16 protein-coding genes are annotated in these 17,286 nt (G+C 48.3%); all 16 read left to right on the top strand.

The features are described 5' to 3' along the window. Positions 1–190 precede the first annotated feature (190 nt). The 16 genes from AC506A_RS17840 (at position 191) to AC506A_RS17765 (ending at position 17,285) form a co-directional block, all read left to right on the top strand. Positions 191–1,042: a D-alanyl-D-alanine carboxypeptidase family protein gene (locus AC506A_RS17840; protein ID WP_495462356.1), complete on the top strand. Its 852-nt coding sequence runs from the start codon at positions 191–193 to the stop codon at positions 1,040–1,042. Continuing rightward, complete coding sequence (locus AC506A_RS17835; protein WP_495462355.1) at positions 1,035–2,084, top strand: acyltransferase family protein; 1,050 nt, start codon at positions 1,035–1,037, stop codon at positions 2,082–2,084. Before AC506A_RS17840 ends, AC506A_RS17835 begins: the two co-directional genes overlap by 8 nt. 94 nt (positions 2,085–2,178) lie before the next feature. Further along, positions 2,179–3,255 carry a D-alanine--D-alanine ligase family protein gene (locus AC506A_RS17830; protein ID WP_495462354.1) on the top strand — a complete coding sequence of 359 codons (1,077 nt, stop codon included), beginning with the start codon at positions 2,179–2,181 and terminating at the stop codon, positions 3,253–3,255. A gap of 14 nt (positions 3,256–3,269) precedes the next feature. After that, positions 3,270–4,439 (top strand): alanine racemase, encoded by a 1,170-nt coding sequence (gene alr / locus AC506A_RS17825; RefSeq protein ID WP_495462353.1) that lies wholly within the window; start codon positions 3,270–3,272, stop codon positions 4,437–4,439. 385 nt (positions 4,440–4,824) lie between these two features. Then, complete coding sequence (locus tag AC506A_RS17820; protein WP_495462352.1) at positions 4,825–6,000, top strand: epoxide hydrolase family protein; 1,176 nt, start codon at positions 4,825–4,827, stop codon at positions 5,998–6,000. A gap of 507 nt (positions 6,001–6,507) precedes the next feature. Beyond that, positions 6,508–7,716 carry a sensor histidine kinase gene (locus AC506A_RS17815; RefSeq protein WP_495462351.1) on the top strand — a complete coding sequence of 403 codons (1,209 nt, stop codon included), beginning with the start codon at positions 6,508–6,510 and terminating at the stop codon, positions 7,714–7,716. After that, on the top strand, positions 7,713–8,375 hold the full coding sequence (locus tag AC506A_RS17810; RefSeq protein ID WP_495462350.1) for a response regulator: 663 nt from the start codon (positions 7,713–7,715) through the stop codon (positions 8,373–8,375). Before AC506A_RS17815 ends, AC506A_RS17810 begins: the two co-directional genes overlap by 4 nt. Positions 8,376–8,552: 177 nt before the next feature. Next, entirely contained in the window at positions 8,553–8,906 is a 354-nt protein-coding gene (locus AC506A_RS17805; RefSeq protein ID WP_495462349.1) for a hypothetical protein, read from the top strand. A 13-nt stretch (positions 8,907–8,919) separates the two neighbouring features. Further along, positions 8,920–9,240 carry a hypothetical protein gene (locus AC506A_RS17800; RefSeq protein ID WP_495462348.1) on the top strand — a complete coding sequence of 107 codons (321 nt, stop codon included), beginning with the start codon at positions 8,920–8,922 and terminating at the stop codon, positions 9,238–9,240. 419 nt (positions 9,241–9,659) lie between these two features. Beyond that, on the top strand, positions 9,660–10,817 hold the full coding sequence (gene msrA, locus AC506A_RS17795; RefSeq protein WP_495462347.1) for a peptide-methionine (S)-S-oxide reductase MsrA: 1,158 nt from the start codon (positions 9,660–9,662) through the stop codon (positions 10,815–10,817). Continuing rightward, positions 10,807–12,243 (top strand): peptide-methionine (R)-S-oxide reductase MsrB, encoded by a 1,437-nt coding sequence (gene msrB / locus AC506A_RS17790; RefSeq protein ID WP_495462346.1) that lies wholly within the window; start codon positions 10,807–10,809, stop codon positions 12,241–12,243. The genes msrA and msrB overlap by 11 nt, the downstream gene beginning before the upstream one ends. Positions 12,244–12,272: 29 nt before the next feature. Continuing rightward, a complete protein-coding gene (locus AC506A_RS17785) occupies positions 12,273–12,878 on the top strand; it encodes a TVP38/TMEM64 family protein (RefSeq protein WP_495462345.1) in 606 nt (201 codons plus the stop codon). A gap of 18 nt (positions 12,879–12,896) precedes the next feature. Further along, positions 12,897–14,330, top strand: coding sequence for a dihydrolipoyl dehydrogenase family protein (locus AC506A_RS17780; protein WP_495462344.1), 1,434 nt, complete (start codon positions 12,897–12,899; stop codon positions 14,328–14,330). Between the two features lie 19 nt (positions 14,331–14,349). Then, the gene (locus AC506A_RS17775) at positions 14,350–15,627 is read left to right on the top strand and encodes an ABC transporter substrate-binding protein (protein ID WP_495462343.1); all 1,278 of its coding nucleotides are present in this window, start codon (positions 14,350–14,352) and stop codon (positions 15,625–15,627) included. Then, positions 15,608–16,492 (top strand): ABC transporter permease, encoded by an 885-nt coding sequence (locus AC506A_RS17770; RefSeq protein WP_495462342.1) that lies wholly within the window; start codon positions 15,608–15,610, stop codon positions 16,490–16,492. The genes AC506A_RS17775 and AC506A_RS17770 overlap by 20 nt, the downstream gene beginning before the upstream one ends. Next, positions 16,473–17,285 (top strand): ABC transporter permease, encoded by an 813-nt coding sequence (locus AC506A_RS17765; RefSeq protein WP_495462341.1) that lies wholly within the window; start codon positions 16,473–16,475, stop codon positions 17,283–17,285. Before AC506A_RS17770 ends, AC506A_RS17765 begins: the two co-directional genes overlap by 20 nt. Position 17,286 lies beyond the last annotated feature (1 nt).

Genomic DNA, 17,286 nt, shown 5'->3' with positions numbered 1-17,286 from the left:
GTTATTTGTAGTGGAATTGCCGTATTTGTAGCATTAGCTTATCAGATATCGTCTCCCCAACCTACCTCATGAATCCACAAATAAGAAAATCTTAAGGTTTCCTTTATGACGTTTTATAAACCTCCTCGGCTCTGGACGTTATCTTAGAGTTGCAACCACATTGAACGATAAAAGAGGAGGTTCGTGCGAGATGGGACGACAATTATACCAAGCCGAACAAAACATAGGTTGGAATACGAAAGTTACTTCCGTGCAAGCGGCTAATTCTGAGATCCACCAAGGCTATCTGGTCTTGATTAATCGTGAGAACCCCGTTCGACAGACGGTGTCCTCCGGGAATTTAACGCCGCTTAGTACGTTCCCGGCTGTCCATACGCTGAGTGAGGACATGCTGCTGGAACAGACCTGCTTGTGGCATTTGGTGAATGTGCTTGAGGCTTGTGAAGGGATAAACGATATTATCGCAGTGAGCGGGTATCGGACCCAATTGGAGCAGGAGCTGATTTATGAATCCTCGTTAGCTGAGAACGGGCCCGAGTACACGGCACGCTATGTTGCATTGCCCAACCAGAGCGAGCATCAGACGGGACTAGCTATAGACGTCGGCAAGATGAATAAGGACGTGGATTTCATCGCCCCTTCATTTCCGGATAGCGATGTCTATTTGACCTTCAAGCAGCTTGCAGCCCGGTATGGATTCATCCAACGCTATAAGGAAGGCAAGGAATCCATCACGCATATTTCTTGCGAGCCATGGCATTTTCGTTATGTCGGCTATCCCCACGCCGCGCTTATGGAGCGGAACGATTGGTGCTTGGAGGAATATATCGATCGTCTCCGAAGCTTCCCGTACGAAGGCGATCATCTCGTATTCGAGGATGATCGGGCGTACGTTGAGATTTATTATGTACCGGCGGCGGATGAGGGGATTTATACGACCATTCCCCTAATACCTTGCGATCGATACCTAGTATCGGGAAATAACAGCGACGGGTTTATTGTTACAGCATTTCGGGATCAAGGCAGCCAAGCTTATGTCTAAACCAAGTTTCGGCGGACTCGATTGGCTTAAATTCGCTGTCGCAATCATGGTCGTGGCCAATCACACGGGCCCGTTTCTTTCTTACAGCGCCACTGCCGATTTTCTTCTAAGCAATTTGCTTACCCGCATTGCCGTTCCGGTCTTTTTCATGACGGCCGGGTTTTTGTTCTTCCGCAAACTAACCGGGGACGCACTGAAGGATCGTAAAGCATTGCGCGGTTACATGCTGAGAACCGGGAAATTATATTTGATTGCGATTGTGTTGTACCTTCCGCTCAATCTGTATAAGGGTTATTTTACGGATTCCTTCACGGTTTATTCCTTTATAAAGGACATCGTGTTTGACGGTACTTTCTATCATCTGTGGTATTTGCCGGCATTAATGCTGGGTTTGACGATCACTTTCTTGCTCTATCGGATGAGGTCCATGAACGCTGTGCTGGCTATCGCTGGTTTCTTGTACATTGCAGGGCTGCTGGGGGATAGCTATTATGGAATCCTGCCAAGCGGCACAGGGCTCTCTCAATTGTACACAGGTATGTTCACCGTGTTCGATTACACGCGTAATGGGATTTTCTATGCGCCTATTTTCTTGGCTCTCGGGGCTTGGGCAGCTAAGCAAGGGCCTTCGAAGAGAACGCCGCTGGCCAATGCATCCTTGTTTGCGGTTTCGCTTGGCATGATGCTCCTTGAAGGATCGTTTCTGCACGAAGCGGGAATTCCGCGGCATGACAGCATGTACATTTTCGCGCTGCCCGCCACGTACTTCTTGTTCCATTGGGCGATGCAGTGGAAGGTCCAGTCGAGCAAAACCTTCCGTGAGTGGCGAGTATGGGTCTACATTCTGCATCCGATTGCCATCGTGCTCGTTCGCGGAGGGGCAGAGGCAACGAATCTGGAACGGCTTTTTATCACGAACAGCCTGCTCCATTTTGCCGCTGTATGCCTGGTGTCCATCGGGATGTCCGCCGTTACGGTGAGGTTAGTTGAAAACAAACGGAAGTTCCGACTTAAAGCGAATCTACAAATAAGAAATTCTTAAGAAATCCTTTATGGCGTGTTATAAACCTCCAAGGCCATGAGCGTTATCTTAGAGATAGAGCAGCGGACAAGAAGCAAATGAGGAGGCATTACACATGAAAACGAAACTATACCTACTATACGGCGGCAAATCCGTCGAGCACGACGTGTCATTGAAAACGGCAGTTACCGTTCTTTCTTCCATAGATGAAAGCCGCTTTGAGGTTTATCCGATTTACATTAACCGTGAAGGCTTATGGTGCACGCCTGGTCATCTTTCCAAGGAAGGGTTAACGATTGAGCAGTTGATTGCACGACCCGTGTCTAAAGACGTAGCCCAATCAATTGGTGAAATATTGACAGGTGTGCTGGCATTGCCGGGGGCGAAGGTAGTAATGCCGCTTCTGCACGGCTCCAACGGAGAGGATGGTACGGTGCAAGGCTTGATGGAGCTGCTGAACGTTCCCTACGTTGGAAACGGCGTGCTGTCGGCCGCGCTTACGTTGGACAAGGCGATGTCGAAACAGATATTGGCCCAAGCCGACATTCATCAAACGGAATATCTCGTGTGCCGCCGCGAGGAGTGGGCAACGGATGAAACGGCTATCCTTCGCGGCGTCGAAGAGAATATCGGCTATCCGTGCTACGTGAAGCCGTCTTCCCTTGGTTCGAGCATTGGCATCAACAGATGCTCGAACAGGGAAGAGCTGCTGGCCGGAATTCAAGAAGCGTTCTCCTACGATAAGAAGGTCGTGTTTGAACGCGAAGTGGCAGGCAGAGAAATTCAAGTGGCCGTCATCGGGAACGAAAGACCTCTAGCTTCGTTGCCCGGGGAATTCATCCATGACCACACGTTCTTCGATTACGAATCCAAGTACTTCGATAAGAAGCTTACGATGTCGATTCCCGCCGAGCTTCCGGACGGCTTGATCGAGCGAATTCGCGAACTGGCGATCCGGGCTTATCAAGCCCACGGCTGTGAGGGTCTTGCCCGTGTCGACTTCTTCCTCGATGGGGAAGGCGACTTGTTCCTTAACGAGATTAATGCTCTGCCCGGATTTACGAATTTCAGCATGTATCCGGTTATGTGGGAGCGTACCGACGGAACGAATTATGCACAGTTGGTCGAGAAATTGATCGGGCACGCCATCGCCCGCCACGAAGAGAAACAAACAATTCAATATACAAAATGAGCGAGGTGAAAGGGATGCTAAGAGACACATGGGCTGAAGTTAGTTTGAGCCGCATTCGTGAGAATATGCAGACCATTCGCCGCACCTTGCATCTTTCAGTTAAGCTCATGGCCGTCGTGAAGGCGAACGGCTATGGACATGGAGACATCGAGTCGGCTGCAGCAGCGGAATCCGCGGGAGTTGATTATCTAGCGGTCGCATACCTGGAGGAAGCTCTTCATTTACGCGCTGGCGGTACGAAATTGCCTATTCTCATATTGACGCCGATTAAACCGGAGCTCACGCAAATGGCGCTCGAGCTTGACTTAACGTTAACCGTCACAAGTGCCAAATGGTTTGCCGAGATGCGAAATTTCATGCCTTATTCCGCTACAGGAAAGCTTTGGGTTCATGTGAAAATGGACACGGGACTTGGAAGGATTGGCATTCGAACGCAAGAAGAATGGGACGAGCTCGTTCCATGGCTGCGCGCGGAGGATGTTGAAGTGGACGGCTTCTATACGCATTTCGCGACGGCAGGGCAAGCCGACACGGACTTTCTGGAGCAGCAGGCCACACGCTTTATAGAGATGAAGGAATGGGGCCGCTCGTCCGGCTTAGCGATCCGGCATTATCATTGCGCGGGCAGCGCCGCAGCGCTGCGGTTTCCTCATCTGGCGATGGATATGGTGCGAATCGGGGCGGCGATGTACGGCTTTTACCCGGAGAAGCTTGTGCGTTCCGTGAAGCTTGAGCCGGCATTAAGCCTTCATAGCCGTCTGATCCATGTGAAGAAGCTGGCCAAAGGGGAATATCTCGGCTACGACAATTCGTACCAAGCCGAGCAAGACGAATGGATCGGAACGGTGCCGATCGGCTATGCCGATGGCTGGAATCAGCGGATGCAAGGTACGGACGTGCTGGTTGATGGCCAGCGTGCCCGGGTAGTCGGCAAGATCTGCATGGACCAGCTGATGATCAGGCTTCCGAAATCGTGCCCGGAAGGAACATTGGTTACGTTGATCGGACGGCAAGGTGCCGAGCGCATCACGATTGCAGAGCTCGCCGAACCGCTCGGCTGCGCACAACAGGAGCTATCCACTTCTCTGTCTCCGCGCATTACGAGAACATTCACCGAATACGAGGAGTTACGGACAGCATGGGACAGCGTATCGCTCCCTCTATCGGCTGCGTGTCTAACATGATGACGACAACGGGCTTATATCGTAACTACTAAAAATAAAATAGATAGTTACTTGCATTAAGTGATGGGTCATGATATAGTTCTGTTTGTAACCAACAAAATATATATAGATGGTTACTAAAGTGGAGTGGGGAAAGACGAAACGCTTGACGACATCGCTTTACATGCTTATGAATCCGGGATATATTCCGAACTGCTTGCCTGAGAGAACACCGCTGACAACTTTCATGCAGTCGATATCCCATTACCCAGAAGATCTCTTTCTGTCTGAGCAAAATTCAAGCCCTGCGATGCTGGGCTGAGCATAGTTATGACGAGCTAATTACTTCCACGATGCGCTAGATGGCTCGACCACCCACAAACTCATATCAAAAGGAGATAACAACATGACTAATCCACAAAGTATTCGCCCGTTTCACGTGAATGTTCCAGAAGCAGAGCTAACCGATTTACGCAATCGCATCAATGCGACAAGATGGCCGGAGAAAGAAACGGTCTCGGATCAATCGCAAGGCACGCAGCTTGAAACGATGCAAGAACTTGCTCGTTATTGGGCGAATGAATACGACTGGCGCAAAATCGAGTCGAGAATTAACTCTTTCCCGCATTTCCTTACTGAGATCGACGGTTTGGACATTCACTTCATCCACGTTCGTTCGAAGCATGAGAACGCGATGCCGATCCTCATTGCGCACGGATGGCCGGGATCGATCATCGAGCAGATGAAGCTGATCGAACCGCTTACCAATCCTACGGAGCATGGCGGAAGCGAAGCGGATGCATTCCATGTCATTATTCCATCGATGCCTGGTTACGGGTTCTCGGGCAAGCCGACTGCCACAGGCTGGGATCCAGAGCGCATCGCGCGCGCTTACGGCGAGCTGATGACGCGTCTTGGCTACGAGAAGTATGTAGCGCAAGGCGGCGACTGGGGTGCGATCGTCGTTGATTTCATGGGCGTTCAGGAAGCAAAGGGATTGCTCGGCCTTCACACTAACATGGCTGGCGTGATTCCGCCTGACGTTGATGCGGCAATGTGGTCCGGCAACCCGCTGCCGTCCGGTCTCTCTGACGAAGAGAAACTAGCGGTGGAGCAAGTTGGCGAGAATAAGTTCTATTACGCCTTCTTCATGGGAACGCGTCCTCAGTCACTGACTGGCCTTGTGGATTCGCCTACTGGTTTGGCAGCCTTTATGCTTGACCACGACTGGAAGAGCCTTGCCCTGATCTCCAGATCTTTTGCCGGAATCAATGAAGGTCTAACGCGCGACGACGTTCTCGACAACATCACGCTCTTCTGGTTGACGAACTCCGCGGTTTCTGCGGCACGTATTTACTGGGAGAACAAAAGCTCCTTCTTCGCCGTCAAAGGCGTGAAACTTCCGGTTGCCGTAAGCGTCTTCCCGGATGAGCTTTATGAAGCACCGAAGAGTTGGGCAGAGAAGGCTTACCCGAACCTTATTCACTACAACAAGCTTCCGAAGGGCGGACACTTCGCGGCCTTTGAGCAGCCTGCGCTTCTTACTGCAGAAATCCGCACAGGATTGAAGTCACTGCGCTAATCGGAATTAGATAGGTCATTCTGCTCTGCGGCCCGCTCTGGGCCGCAGATTTTTGGCATCCGCGAAAATTCGCACAACGGTTTGGTTACCGTAGTCGGCGGAATGTTCTAACGAACCATACGGCGCTTATTTGCCCAATAATGGCGCCGAAATACTTCTAACGAACCGTAGGGGTTCTATTTGAATGATATTGAGTATGTGGGAGCCGATTATCCCTACATAACGCCTCTACGGTTCGTTAGATTCCCGAAGCCTCGAAATTCGGCCAATTAACGCCCCTACGGTTCGTTAGAATTTCGCGGCATGCAAGAAGAGGATAGCGAGATTAGTTTTGAACGATATGAACGCGGTGATGTTGTTAAATGAAGGTGATAAAAAAATGGCTGTCGAGTCTTGAGCGGGCAGCCTGGGAGCTTGCTGTGAGCAAGCTCCTTTTTTAATGCCTTCATAGGACATTGCGATATGGTTAAGACTATTAGGGGAAAATTACTCCAAAGGGAGTTATAGATGATGCTGAAATCAACGGATAGTATGTGGAAAAATTCGGTTTCGCTCAGATGGCTCTTTGGGCTGAAGCTCGTTTATGATTTGGTCCTGGCGTGGATGTTCACTTCTGAAAACGTTTGGAGACTAGGGTTTGTTATATTCTCCTTACTGGTTTTTCTTTTCGTGAATCTCTATTACTCCAGCATGAAGAAGCACTGGCTATTACAGCTCCTCATTATCGATTTCATGGTATCGGCTTCATACGGCTATGTTTATATAGGCGGTAAATTACCCGATCCTTTATTTAAAGGAATAACGGCTTTAGCCATTTTCATGTTAGTCAAGAATACACGAGCGCTCATCGCATCTGGAGTGCTTCTGCTAATCATCTATTTGAGTGTGATGAGCACCATCGATTGGTCCCTGTATCAACGGTTTGATGTGACAAGCTATTTTATTACCACTTCATTTATTGTGTTTGCGTGCATTGTGAGCTTCTTGATTCATTTCTACAAAAAGGCAAGCACGGAAGCCATGCAGCTGTATACGCAATTGATGCAATCCCACGAGCAGCTGCAGGCGTATGCCAGCCAGACGGAGGAGTGGGCAGCCGGGAGGGAAAGAGTGAGAATTGCACGGGATATTCATGATACGGTTTGTCATAAGCTGACGGCAGTGTTGGTTCAAATGCAAGTGGCTCGCAAGCTGAGCAGCCTGGACGCTTTACGCAGTGAACAAACCTACTTGGAATGTGAGAGTCTAATTAGGTGTGCCTTGCAGGAGGTGCGTTTTTCCGTTAGAGCGATCAGAGAAGAGCCTCATACATCTACACCTTTAAATGAAAAACTTGCCCGTTTATCGGAAGATTTCACTAAATTCGCTGAGGTTCAAACTGTTCTGGAAGTCGAAGGTACGCCGGTTGATCTCCCAAGCGATTTACGATTGACGGCCTATCGAATTGTACAGGAATCGCTTACGAATGCTCAGAAGCATGGCCATGCGACCCATATTGCCATCTTGCTGGCTTATGCCGAAACCGGATTTTCGCTAAGCATACGTAATAACGGAGAGCTGCCTGCCGAGCTGAAGCCGGGGTTTGGTTTGATCAATTTGCAAGAAAGGGTGAAGGAGTGGAACGGAGAGGTGCATTTCAGAATGGATCAGCAGACAGGCTTTGCCGTTGAAGTAACGTTTCCTTATTCGAAACCGGAAATGGAGGGACAACATTGAAAATTCTGATTGTCGACGATCAGCGGCTGATGAGAGAGGGTCTTGCGACCATCATCGGGTTGGAGCCGGGAATGGAGGTGGTCGGTACCGCTGAAGATGGAAGAGATGCCTTTGCCAAAGTAGTCGAATGGCAGCCGGACGTCGTGTTGATGGATATTCGCATGCCGGGAATGGATGGCGTGGAAGGATCAGAATTGATTCTCAAGCACTTTCCGGAGACGAAGGTATTGATTCTGACCACGTTCGATGATGCGGAACTCATTATGAAAGTATTGGAGAAAGGCGTTCATGGATACTTATTGAAGGATATGCCGTCGGAGGCGATCATCTGCGCGATTCAATCTGTGTACAATGGGGGCACGGTGCTTCAACACGATATCACGGCCATGCTGATCAAAGAATTAAATAAAATGTCGGATAGGGGCTCGGATCAGGCACATTCATTAAGTAAAGCCGAGCCGGACGAGCTGAGACTATTGACTGAGCGAGAGAAAGAAGTGCTCGCTTTGCTGGGGGAGGGACTTAATAATAAAGAAATTGCCGGCTTGCTGTATCTTACGGAAGGTACAGCGAAGAATCACGTGTCCAATCTGATCGCGAAGCTTGGGCTGCGAGACCGGACTCAAGCAGCCTTATTTGCGGTACGTCATCTTTTATAAGGAACGGCATGACTTTTGGCATGTAAATATGATATTTATCATGCTTTCTATTGCATGTATGGCCTTTATTGTTGTTCAGATCATTACTTTTCACAGATTTGCTCCTGTTCTATCGTTGTTATAATGCAATGATAGTGATCTTACACATAGCAAATGAAAACCGGAAGAAGGGAATAAATGAAAAAGGGCTGGTTTAAACTGGACAAATACAAGCATGATCATGGTTATATCCGCGACGGCTCCTATTGCTCTAAAGCGTGGCAAATCGATATTTATTCGTATGAAGACGAAGACGATTCAACACCTGATGTTACCTTGATCTTACATCCAACGAAAGAGCACGGCAGCGGTTATTGTTTAATGGATTATTCAATTTCATATGTAGGCCGCGCCACCCTGTTTGATGAGGCAAATGCAATGGTCAGAAAGCTAGACGATAGCAGCAGAAATAATGATTCCATGAGTTTGACCGAGCATTTAGTGGTCTGTCGCGAGTTCTTTGATTGTGGAAGAATGATACCAACTAAATAAGGGGGGATCCGGAATGGTGAAAAGATTGAACCACGAAACAAGATTGAAGGTGGTAAGAGAAGCTTTGGCTGGTATGAAGGTGGGGACGCTGGCCCTCATGTATGACATTCGTCCGGAAACCGTCCGTAATTGGATGCGGGAGCATCGAGATGATATCGCTCCGGAAGAAATTCCATCGGCCAATGAGCACCTTCAAGAACTGCAGCGACTGCAGAAAGTCGAATTGAAATATGAGAAGGCCATGAAGATTCTGGGGGAGAAAGAACTCGAGAACGAGATTCTGAGAGAACTCGTAAAAAAGAGAAACCCCGCTTATTTGATAAATACGAGATAGCCGGCCAATTCATTGAGCGGGGGAAACCAGCATCAGTGGTTTTACGTATCATCAGACACTCTGGTGCGCATTAAGAGCAAGGTAACGGAAGGGGGCAAAACCGAATCCCTCATATAGTGGACAAATAAACTGATGTCGATAGCTCATCGACTTCGGTTTATTTTCGCTTCTAAATGTAACCACTTAAAATAAAATAGATAGTTACTTGTTTTATTAGTGCGCGCGTGATATATTGTAACCATCAAAATTTATATAGATAGTTACTTATAAGAGGAGGATATTGAATATGTACAAAAAAATAATCATTTGGTCTCTTCTCGTTGCTCTTGTTGGCGGATCTATTTATGAAATTAATTGTTTCTTGAACTACTAAGATTGGATGCATCGTTCTAATAGATGCTGCGGAGGAGAAATAGAAATTGAAATTCAAAAAAAGCATGTTATATGTGTTAACGATTGCCCTGGTTTTCTTGATTGTTTATCTCATTTATATGTCTTATCACAAAAGAGAAATAGCGAAGGCTCAAGAGCTATTAGATACGTTTATTGAACATTCGAACACGCCTTACGAAAAAGCTGTTTTTGCAGGCGGATGTTTCTGGCATATGGAAGAGGCTTTCGAGAAGATTGATGGTGTCTTGCGTGTTGAAACGGGTTATACAGGCGGACACACGAAGAATCCTACCTATGAAGAAGTGGGTTCCGGAACTACAGGACATCTGGAGTCGGTGGAAGTCCTTTATAACCCTAATCAAATTACGTATGACAATCTCCTTCAAGTTTTCTGGCGTAATGTTGACCCTACGGATGCAGACGGCCAATTCTCAGATCGTGGCGCCGACTATCAATCGGCTGTATTTTACAGCAGTAATGAACAGAAAAAGCTGGCTGAAGCATCGAGAGACGCGTTGGCAGCATCAAAAAGGTTCGATAAAGCGATTGTCACTAAGATTTCATCGGCATCGACGTTTTACATGGCCGAAAGGGAGCATCAGGATTTCTATAAGAAAAACCCAATCCGCTATGAGCTGACCGAGTACGCCTCCGGACGCGATGTTTTTCTGAATAAAGCTTGGAGCAAGGACCGGGAAGTGACATTCACTGCAAAAACGGGTTTTCATAAAGATTTTAATAAAGCAGAAAAGCTGAAATTGCTGACAAAGCACCAATACAACGTCACTCAGAAGGCGATTGATGAGCCGCCATTTGAAAACGAATATTGGGCTAACGAGGAAGAAGGGATTTACGTCGATATTGTTTCGGGCGAGCCTCTGTTTAGCTCAAAGGACAAATATGATGCAGGTTCGGGATGGCCTAGTTTTACAAAACCGATGGAGCCGAACAATATCGTTCTAAAACAACGATCCGGGTTATTTTCATCGACGACTCAGGTAAGAAGCCGATATGCGGATTCCTTTCTGGGTGATGTGTTTCATGACGGGCCTAGACCAACGGGACTGCGCTACTGCATGAACTCTGCGGCCATGGAATTTATTCCGAAAGCGGAGCTTGAAGATAGAGGCTATGGCGATTATGCCGCGCAATTTGGCGAGGAGATGAAAGAAGATGAGAGCTGAATTCGCACTTCGCATATTTAACAAACACATCCATCAATTTATTAGTGTGCTTAATCAATGTCCGCCGGACAAACGCAGCGTCATACCGGAAGGTTTTAAAAACAACCTCCATTGGCATCTGGGGCATGTGCTTGTCATCACACAGTTTGATGCGCTCGAACTTTCGGAGCAGCCTAGTGTGCTTCCGGACAGCTATAAAGACTTTTTCGCATACGGCTCGAAGCCTTCGGATTGGCAAGCAGAACCGCCTGAGTGGGATGTATTGATCACCAAGCTGAAAGAACTCCACAATCATATCCACGAGACGTTGAAAGATCGACTGGATGAGCCCGTGAGAGAGAACAGCCTGCAAGCCCAAAATATCGGCGAGCTCATTTACTTGACTTCGATGCATATGTACTATCACAAAGGCGTCGTTTACGGCATGCTTAAATCGCTGAAATCGAAAGTCGAAGCTCAGGATGCTTTGACGACGGTTCATGAAAACTCGCCTACGACTTCCGATACCGCTATTTTCACGGGCGGCTGCTTCTGGCATATGGAAGAAGCTTACCAGAAGCTTGACGGGGTTTCGAAGGTGTACACCGGCTATTCGGGGGGACAGGATACTGACCCGACCTATAACAAAGTCGTTGCTAAAACGACAGACCATCTCGAATCGGTCGAGGTTCATTATAATCCGCAGGTCATTTCCTATGAAGAGCTGCTCCGGGTTTTCTGGCGTAACGTTGATCCTACGGATGATCAGTCCGCCATCTTCTACAAGAACCAAGAACAGAAAGAGCGGGCTGAAGGATCCCGGAGGGAACAAAATCTAAATGCCTCTAGATCCCGTAAACCGGTTGTAACGAAAATCGCCCCAGCAACAACGTTTTATAAGGCCGAGGACGAACATCAAGACTACTACAAGAAAAGTCCACTGAGCTACAAGGTGAGCGAGTTCCTTTCCGGCGGTTTTTTTTTGAATAAAATGCGAAGGAGAGATGTCGAAGTGGATGCTTACAAAGAAGAAAAGTTGAAGTTGACGAAGCTCCAGTATGACGTAACGCAGCGTGGCATAGATGAGCAGCCGTTTGCTAACGAATACTGGGATAACGAAGCTGAGGGGATATATGTAGATGTCGTTTCCGGCGAGCCTTTATTCAGTTCTATAGACAAATACGATGCGCGTACAGGCTGGCCTAGTTTTACAAACCCATTGGAGTCAACGAACGTAGTGCTTAAACGTAAAGGGATATTTTTTGGGACGGAAGTGAGGAGCCAGAATGCGAACTCGTTCCTAGGCGATGTGTTTAAGGATGGACCTCAGCCAACGGGAATGCGATTCTGCGTAAACTCAGCGGCCATGACATTTATTCCGAAAGCGGAGCTTGAAGAAAGAGGCTATGGCGCTTATGTCGCTCTATTTAACAACGACATCAAATGAAGGCGGTAACCAATATAAAGAAACCCTTATTGCTCATCGTAGTCGTCATCGGTTTAATAGGGTTCAATCATAGCGTTCTGCATCTCAGTCCTGAAGGCATAAGGGCGTGGATAGTAACATTCGGAGGGGCTGCTCCTCTGCTGTACATCTTCATTTATGCGGTGCGTCCTTTGATTCTATTCCCCGCATCCGTTCTTTCATTGACGGGCGGACTGGCCTTCGGTCCGGTGTGGGGCACGGTGTATACGATCGTCGGCGCGACGCTTGGCGCGGTGTTGTCTTTCGGGTTAGCGCGAGTATGGGGTCATCGATTGATTTCAAACAGGTCGAAGGAGAAATGGGGCAGGCTTGAGAAGCAGCTGGAGCAGAAGGGTTATCTTTATATATTGCTTTTGCGTCTGATTCCTATATTCCCCTTTGATCTGATCAGTTATGGAGCCGGCGTGGCTAAATTGAGATTTCAGGCATTTTTATTCGGTACGCTTCTGGGCATCATTCCGGGAACGTTTGCTTATAGTTTTCTTGGCTCGAGTTTCCTGCACGACAAGAAATCATACCTCGTCATTGCTGCGATTGTGTTCGTGCTTGTCACACTGATACCGCTTGTTCTCAAGCGACGAGTGTTTAATCCATAAAGAGAAGGAGCACGTACGTTGAAAAGCTATGATCTTATTGTCATTGGCGGTGGAGCAGGGGGACTTACAGTAGCGGCAGGTGCGGTCAACTTTGGGGCAAAGGTGGCGTTGATTGAGAAGGAACCTGAGCCTGGAGGGGACTGTTTGCATACCGGATGCGTGCCATCCAAAGCGCTGATCGCGGCGGCTAAGGAGCTATATACGGCTAAGAAAGCTGCAGAAGCCTATGGAATGAAATTGCAGGGCGAAGCCGATTATCTGGAAGCATTCCGAAGAGTCCAAGCGGCCAGAGCAGCCATTCAACCTCATGATAGCGCAGCACGATTTCGCAGTATGGGGGTAGATGTATTTCAAGGTCACGGTCAATTCCGAGATAGGCACCATATTGAGATAAGCGGCGGCGAAGTGATTTATGGCAAACGCATTGTCATTGCCACAGGTTCCAGAGCGGCCATTCCACCTATAGATGGTTTGCAGGATGTAGATTATCTGACCAATGAAAGTGTATTTGATATGAAATTGCTGCCTCGGAGCCTAGTTGTTATTGGGGCAGGGCCGGTTGGGTTGGAATTGTCTCAGGCGTTCGCCCGTCTCGGTGCCAAAGTGACCGTTCTCGTAAGAGGATCGCAGCTATTAAACAAAGAAGACAAACATCTCGTTTCCTACGTACAGACTGCGCTGGACAAAGAAATGTCGTTTCTGTTTAAAACGAGTGTGACCAAGGTTGAAGCCATGACTGACGGGAGAAAGCGAGTTATTGTGGAGCGTGACGGGGAGAAGCTTCAATTGGAGACAGAAGCCATTCTGATTGCGACCGGACGACAGCCGAACACCGATCATCTTGGACTTTCACGCATCGGTATTCAAATGGATCATGATCATATTGCGGTTAAAGCCACACTGCAGACAAGCCTTTCACATATCTATGCAGTCGGAGACGTGATCAAGCCGTTTCCGTTTGCGCATGCTGCGGGAATGGAAGGTAAAGTCGTCGTAGCCAACGCGGTGTTCGGACTGAAACGGAAAGTAAGCTACGATCACGTTCCATGGGTAACCTACACGGACCCGGAAATCTTTCATTTGGGGATGACGGAAGACGAGGCTCGAAGAGATAGAGGGGATCAAATTCGCATTTACACCGTGACGTTGGATCAGGTGGATCGATTTATAACCGATCGGGATACAGACGGCATCGTCAAGGTGATTACCGATACGAAAGGAAGAATCTTGGGGGCTCATGCTGCCGGGAATGGAGCAGGGGACTGGATGCAGCAGGCAGTATTTGCGAAGCGCTTCGGACACAAGCTCCCCCATATTTCGCAAGTGGTGCATCCGTATCCTGCCCGCTCGGAAGCTTTATTGCGAACGGCTGATCAATATTGGCGTGAGAAGTTGGTTCAAGGTGGTATCGTGGAACGGGTAATCAAGACCTACGTGAAATGGTTTCGTTAATAGTCAAGGAGGGCTTCGGTTGAAATACACACGTTATGCATTATTCATTCTTTTATTAACGATGTTTGGTTTGGCCGCAGCCGCCTGTTCAGGTAAACCTTCCACCGAGGAAGGAAAAGCTGCCGACGATCCGCTTCTTTCAAGCAGCTGGGATCAAGTGTTAGCGGGTGCCAAGGGACAAACCGTGAATTGGTATATGTGGGGCGGAAGCGATGCGATCAATGAATTCGTAGACCGGAAATATGGTCGCGAATTGAAGGAGCAGTATGGAATCACGTTGCACCGCGTCCCGCTCGGTGATACTGCGGAAGCGGTTAATAAGGTGCTAAACGATAAGCAAGCCGGCAAAGACCAGGATGGCAGCGTGGATCTGATATGGATTAACGGCGAGAACTTTGCCACCCTGAAGCAAGCAGACGCTTTGTTTGGTCCCTTTGCAGCTAAGCTTCCGAATGCACGATTCGTCGATTATGCAAACCCAGCTGTCGTGAAGGACTTCGGTCTGGATACGGAAGACTACGAATCCGTCTGGGGCAGTGCGCAGTTTCAATTCGTGTATGATGCAAGCCGGATCAAGCCTAGCGAACTGCCGCATAACTATAAGGAATTGAAGCTGTGGGCAGCGAAACATCCCGGACGATTCACTTACAGTGCTCCGCCTGACTTTACAGGTACGCGATTTGTGAAGCAGTTGTTCTACGAGCTGAGTGGTGGGTATCAGAAATGGTCGGAACCCTTCGATCAACAGCGGTTTGATACCGAAGCAGCGAAGGTTTGGGATTACTTAAACGAGTTAAAGCCGTCCTTATGGCGAGAAGGCGAAACGTATCCCAAAACGACCGCTGAACTCGCGGCACTGTTCAATAACAACGAGGTGGACTTTGCCTTCACACAAGATATCGGAGGTATTAAGGCGGATATTGGCAAAGGAAAATTGCCCAACAGAGCAAAGCCATATGTCTTCGACACAGGCACAATCGGCGATTATCATTATGTTGCGATCCCATATGATGCTGCACACAAAGCTGCAGCCATGGTAGTGGCCAATCTGATACTTGATCCACAACTGCAATTCGAGAAAGCGGATCCGAACAGCGGCTGGGGAGACGGAATTGGGATTGATCCTTCGAAATTAGCAGGCGAACTGAAGAAGCTTTACGAGGAACGTAAAGCCATAAGCGGTGAAACAGCCGTACCTGCAGAAGTTCTTTTGAAGCATAAGCTTCCTGATCTGCAAGCAGCGTACACGCTGGCGTTAGAAGAAGGCTGGAAGAAACATGTTTTATTCCAGAAGTAGACCCGTGCAGCTGCTAATCTTAGGGGGGATGCTTCTTCCAGCCCTTCTGTTGGTAGCGGGAACGTTCTTTGCCGGCTTGTTTATGAACGGGCTTCAAAGCTTAGGTTACTTGCCGCTTATCGGAAAGTCGAAGTTATCGCTGAATGTGTACATTGAGCTATTTCATTCTGCTCTTTTTTATCGTGCACTCTTATATTCAATGGGAATCTCGCTAGTTACAACGACTATGGCGGCTGTGATTGCAGTTAGCCTGGCGCTCTGGATTCGGCGGTATACAAGCCAAGGCGGGTGGCTTCATTTCTTGCTGCAGTTCAATCTGCCGATCCCCCATGTTGTAGGCGCGATAGCCACATTGATACTCTTCGGGCAAAGCGGATTGATCTCCCGGTTCGCCTACTTGGCTGGGATGATTCAGCAGCCTTCACAGTTTCCTGTGTGGGTTGCCGATCAGCATGGAATTGGAATCGTGCTGGAATATGTGTGGAAAGAGGTTCCGTTTATTGCCGTGTCCGTGCTGAGTATTCTAAAGTCTTGGGTTGTTCCCTATGAGAAGCAATTGCAGCTGCTCGGTGCAAATGGCTGGCAAAGATGGAGGCTTGTCACCTTACCTTTCATGCTGCCTGCATTGCTAGCCTCTTCGATTATTGTATTTGCTTATACATTCGGATCGTTTGAAGTTCCTTACGTATTGGGTTCTGTGAGCAAGCCAACGCTGCCGATTCTGGCCTATCAAGCCTATCTCAACCCGGATCTTACGTATCGGCCTGCGGCTATGGCAATCAACATGGTCATTACGATAATCAGCATGATACTAATCCTCTTCTATATGAAATGGGGGGAAGGTTATGCGCAGAAACAACGTTAATCCTGTTCGTGGTTACACGGTATTGCTCACCCTCCTGATCTTGTTGTTTTTCCTTCCCTTTATCCCTCTGCTGGCTTGGTCGTTCGCGCAGCAATGGCGATTTCCTGATCTGATTCCAACGGCTTCGCTCCGTGCTTGGCGTTATGTATTTGCAGCACACTCACAAGTGAAGGACGCGCTGTTCAACAGCTTAGGACTGGCTGCTGCTACAAGCTTGCTGTCTCAAGCAGCAGCGTATCCGGCAGCTCGTGCATTGGGACTTTATGTGAGTAGATGGAACAAAACGATTCGGTTGTTGCTCATAGCGCCTATATTGACTCCCGGCATCTCCATTGCGATTGGCGTGCATGTCTTGTTCCTTCGGCTCGGATTGTCCGATCAATGGCTTGGAGTGCTGCTGTCCCATTTGATTCCGGCTGTTCCATATTCCATTTATGTATTGTACGGATTTTATGCTGGATATGACTTGGCTTACGAGAAGCAGCTCCGTTTGCTTGGGGCGAACAGACTGCAAACCTTCAGGCTTGTTGAGCTGCCGCTAATGCGCTCGGCTTTATCACTTAGTGTTTTATTTAGCTTTTTGATTTCATGGAGTCAATATTTGGTTACCGTGTTCATTGGCGGCGGCAGTCTGATTACAATTCCGATGCTGCTGTTTAGTGTGATAGCCAGTGGTGATTACTCGCTCATGGGCGCCATATGCATGATGTTTGTCGTTCCTGCGCTGATCATCGTTATTATCAGCGCCACAGCAGTGAAGAAGGATATGTATTCTACGAAGGATAGGAGGTGAA

This window comes from Paenibacillus sp. N22P23, from assembly GCF_059383735.1.
Note: the sequence above shows the minus strand (reverse complement) of the source record. Positions and strands in the feature narration are given on the sequence as shown.

What these genes read in the sequence shown, in the direction of transcription:
- alr (WP_495462353.1), top strand. Translation starts at nt 3,270, where the DNA reads ATGCTAAGAGACACATGGGCTGAAGTTAGTTTGAGCCGCATTCGTGAG.
- AC506A_RS17830 (WP_495462354.1), top strand. Translation starts at nt 2,179, where the DNA reads ATGAAAACGAAACTATACCTACTATACGGCGGCAAATCCGTCGAGCAC.
- AC506A_RS17770 (WP_495462342.1), top strand. Translation starts at nt 15,608, where the DNA reads ATGTTTTATTCCAGAAGTAGACCCGTGCAGCTGCTAATCTTAGGGGGG.
- AC506A_RS17805 (WP_495462349.1), top strand. Translation starts at nt 8,553, where the DNA reads ATGAAAAAGGGCTGGTTTAAACTGGACAAATACAAGCATGATCATGGT.
- AC506A_RS17800 (WP_495462348.1), top strand. Translation starts at nt 8,920, where the DNA reads ATGGTGAAAAGATTGAACCACGAAACAAGATTGAAGGTGGTAAGAGAA.
- AC506A_RS17820 (WP_495462352.1), top strand. Translation starts at nt 4,825, where the DNA reads ATGACTAATCCACAAAGTATTCGCCCGTTTCACGTGAATGTTCCAGAA.
- msrB (WP_495462346.1), top strand. Translation starts at nt 10,807, where the DNA reads ATGAGAGCTGAATTCGCACTTCGCATATTTAACAAACACATCCATCAA.
- AC506A_RS17815 (WP_495462351.1), top strand. Translation starts at nt 6,508, where the DNA reads ATGATGCTGAAATCAACGGATAGTATGTGGAAAAATTCGGTTTCGCTC.
- AC506A_RS17840 (WP_495462356.1), top strand. Translation starts at nt 191, where the DNA reads ATGGGACGACAATTATACCAAGCCGAACAAAACATAGGTTGGAATACG.
- AC506A_RS17835 (WP_495462355.1), top strand. Translation starts at nt 1,035, where the DNA reads ATGTCTAAACCAAGTTTCGGCGGACTCGATTGGCTTAAATTCGCTGTC.
- AC506A_RS17765 (WP_495462341.1), top strand. Translation starts at nt 16,473, where the DNA reads ATGCGCAGAAACAACGTTAATCCTGTTCGTGGTTACACGGTATTGCTC.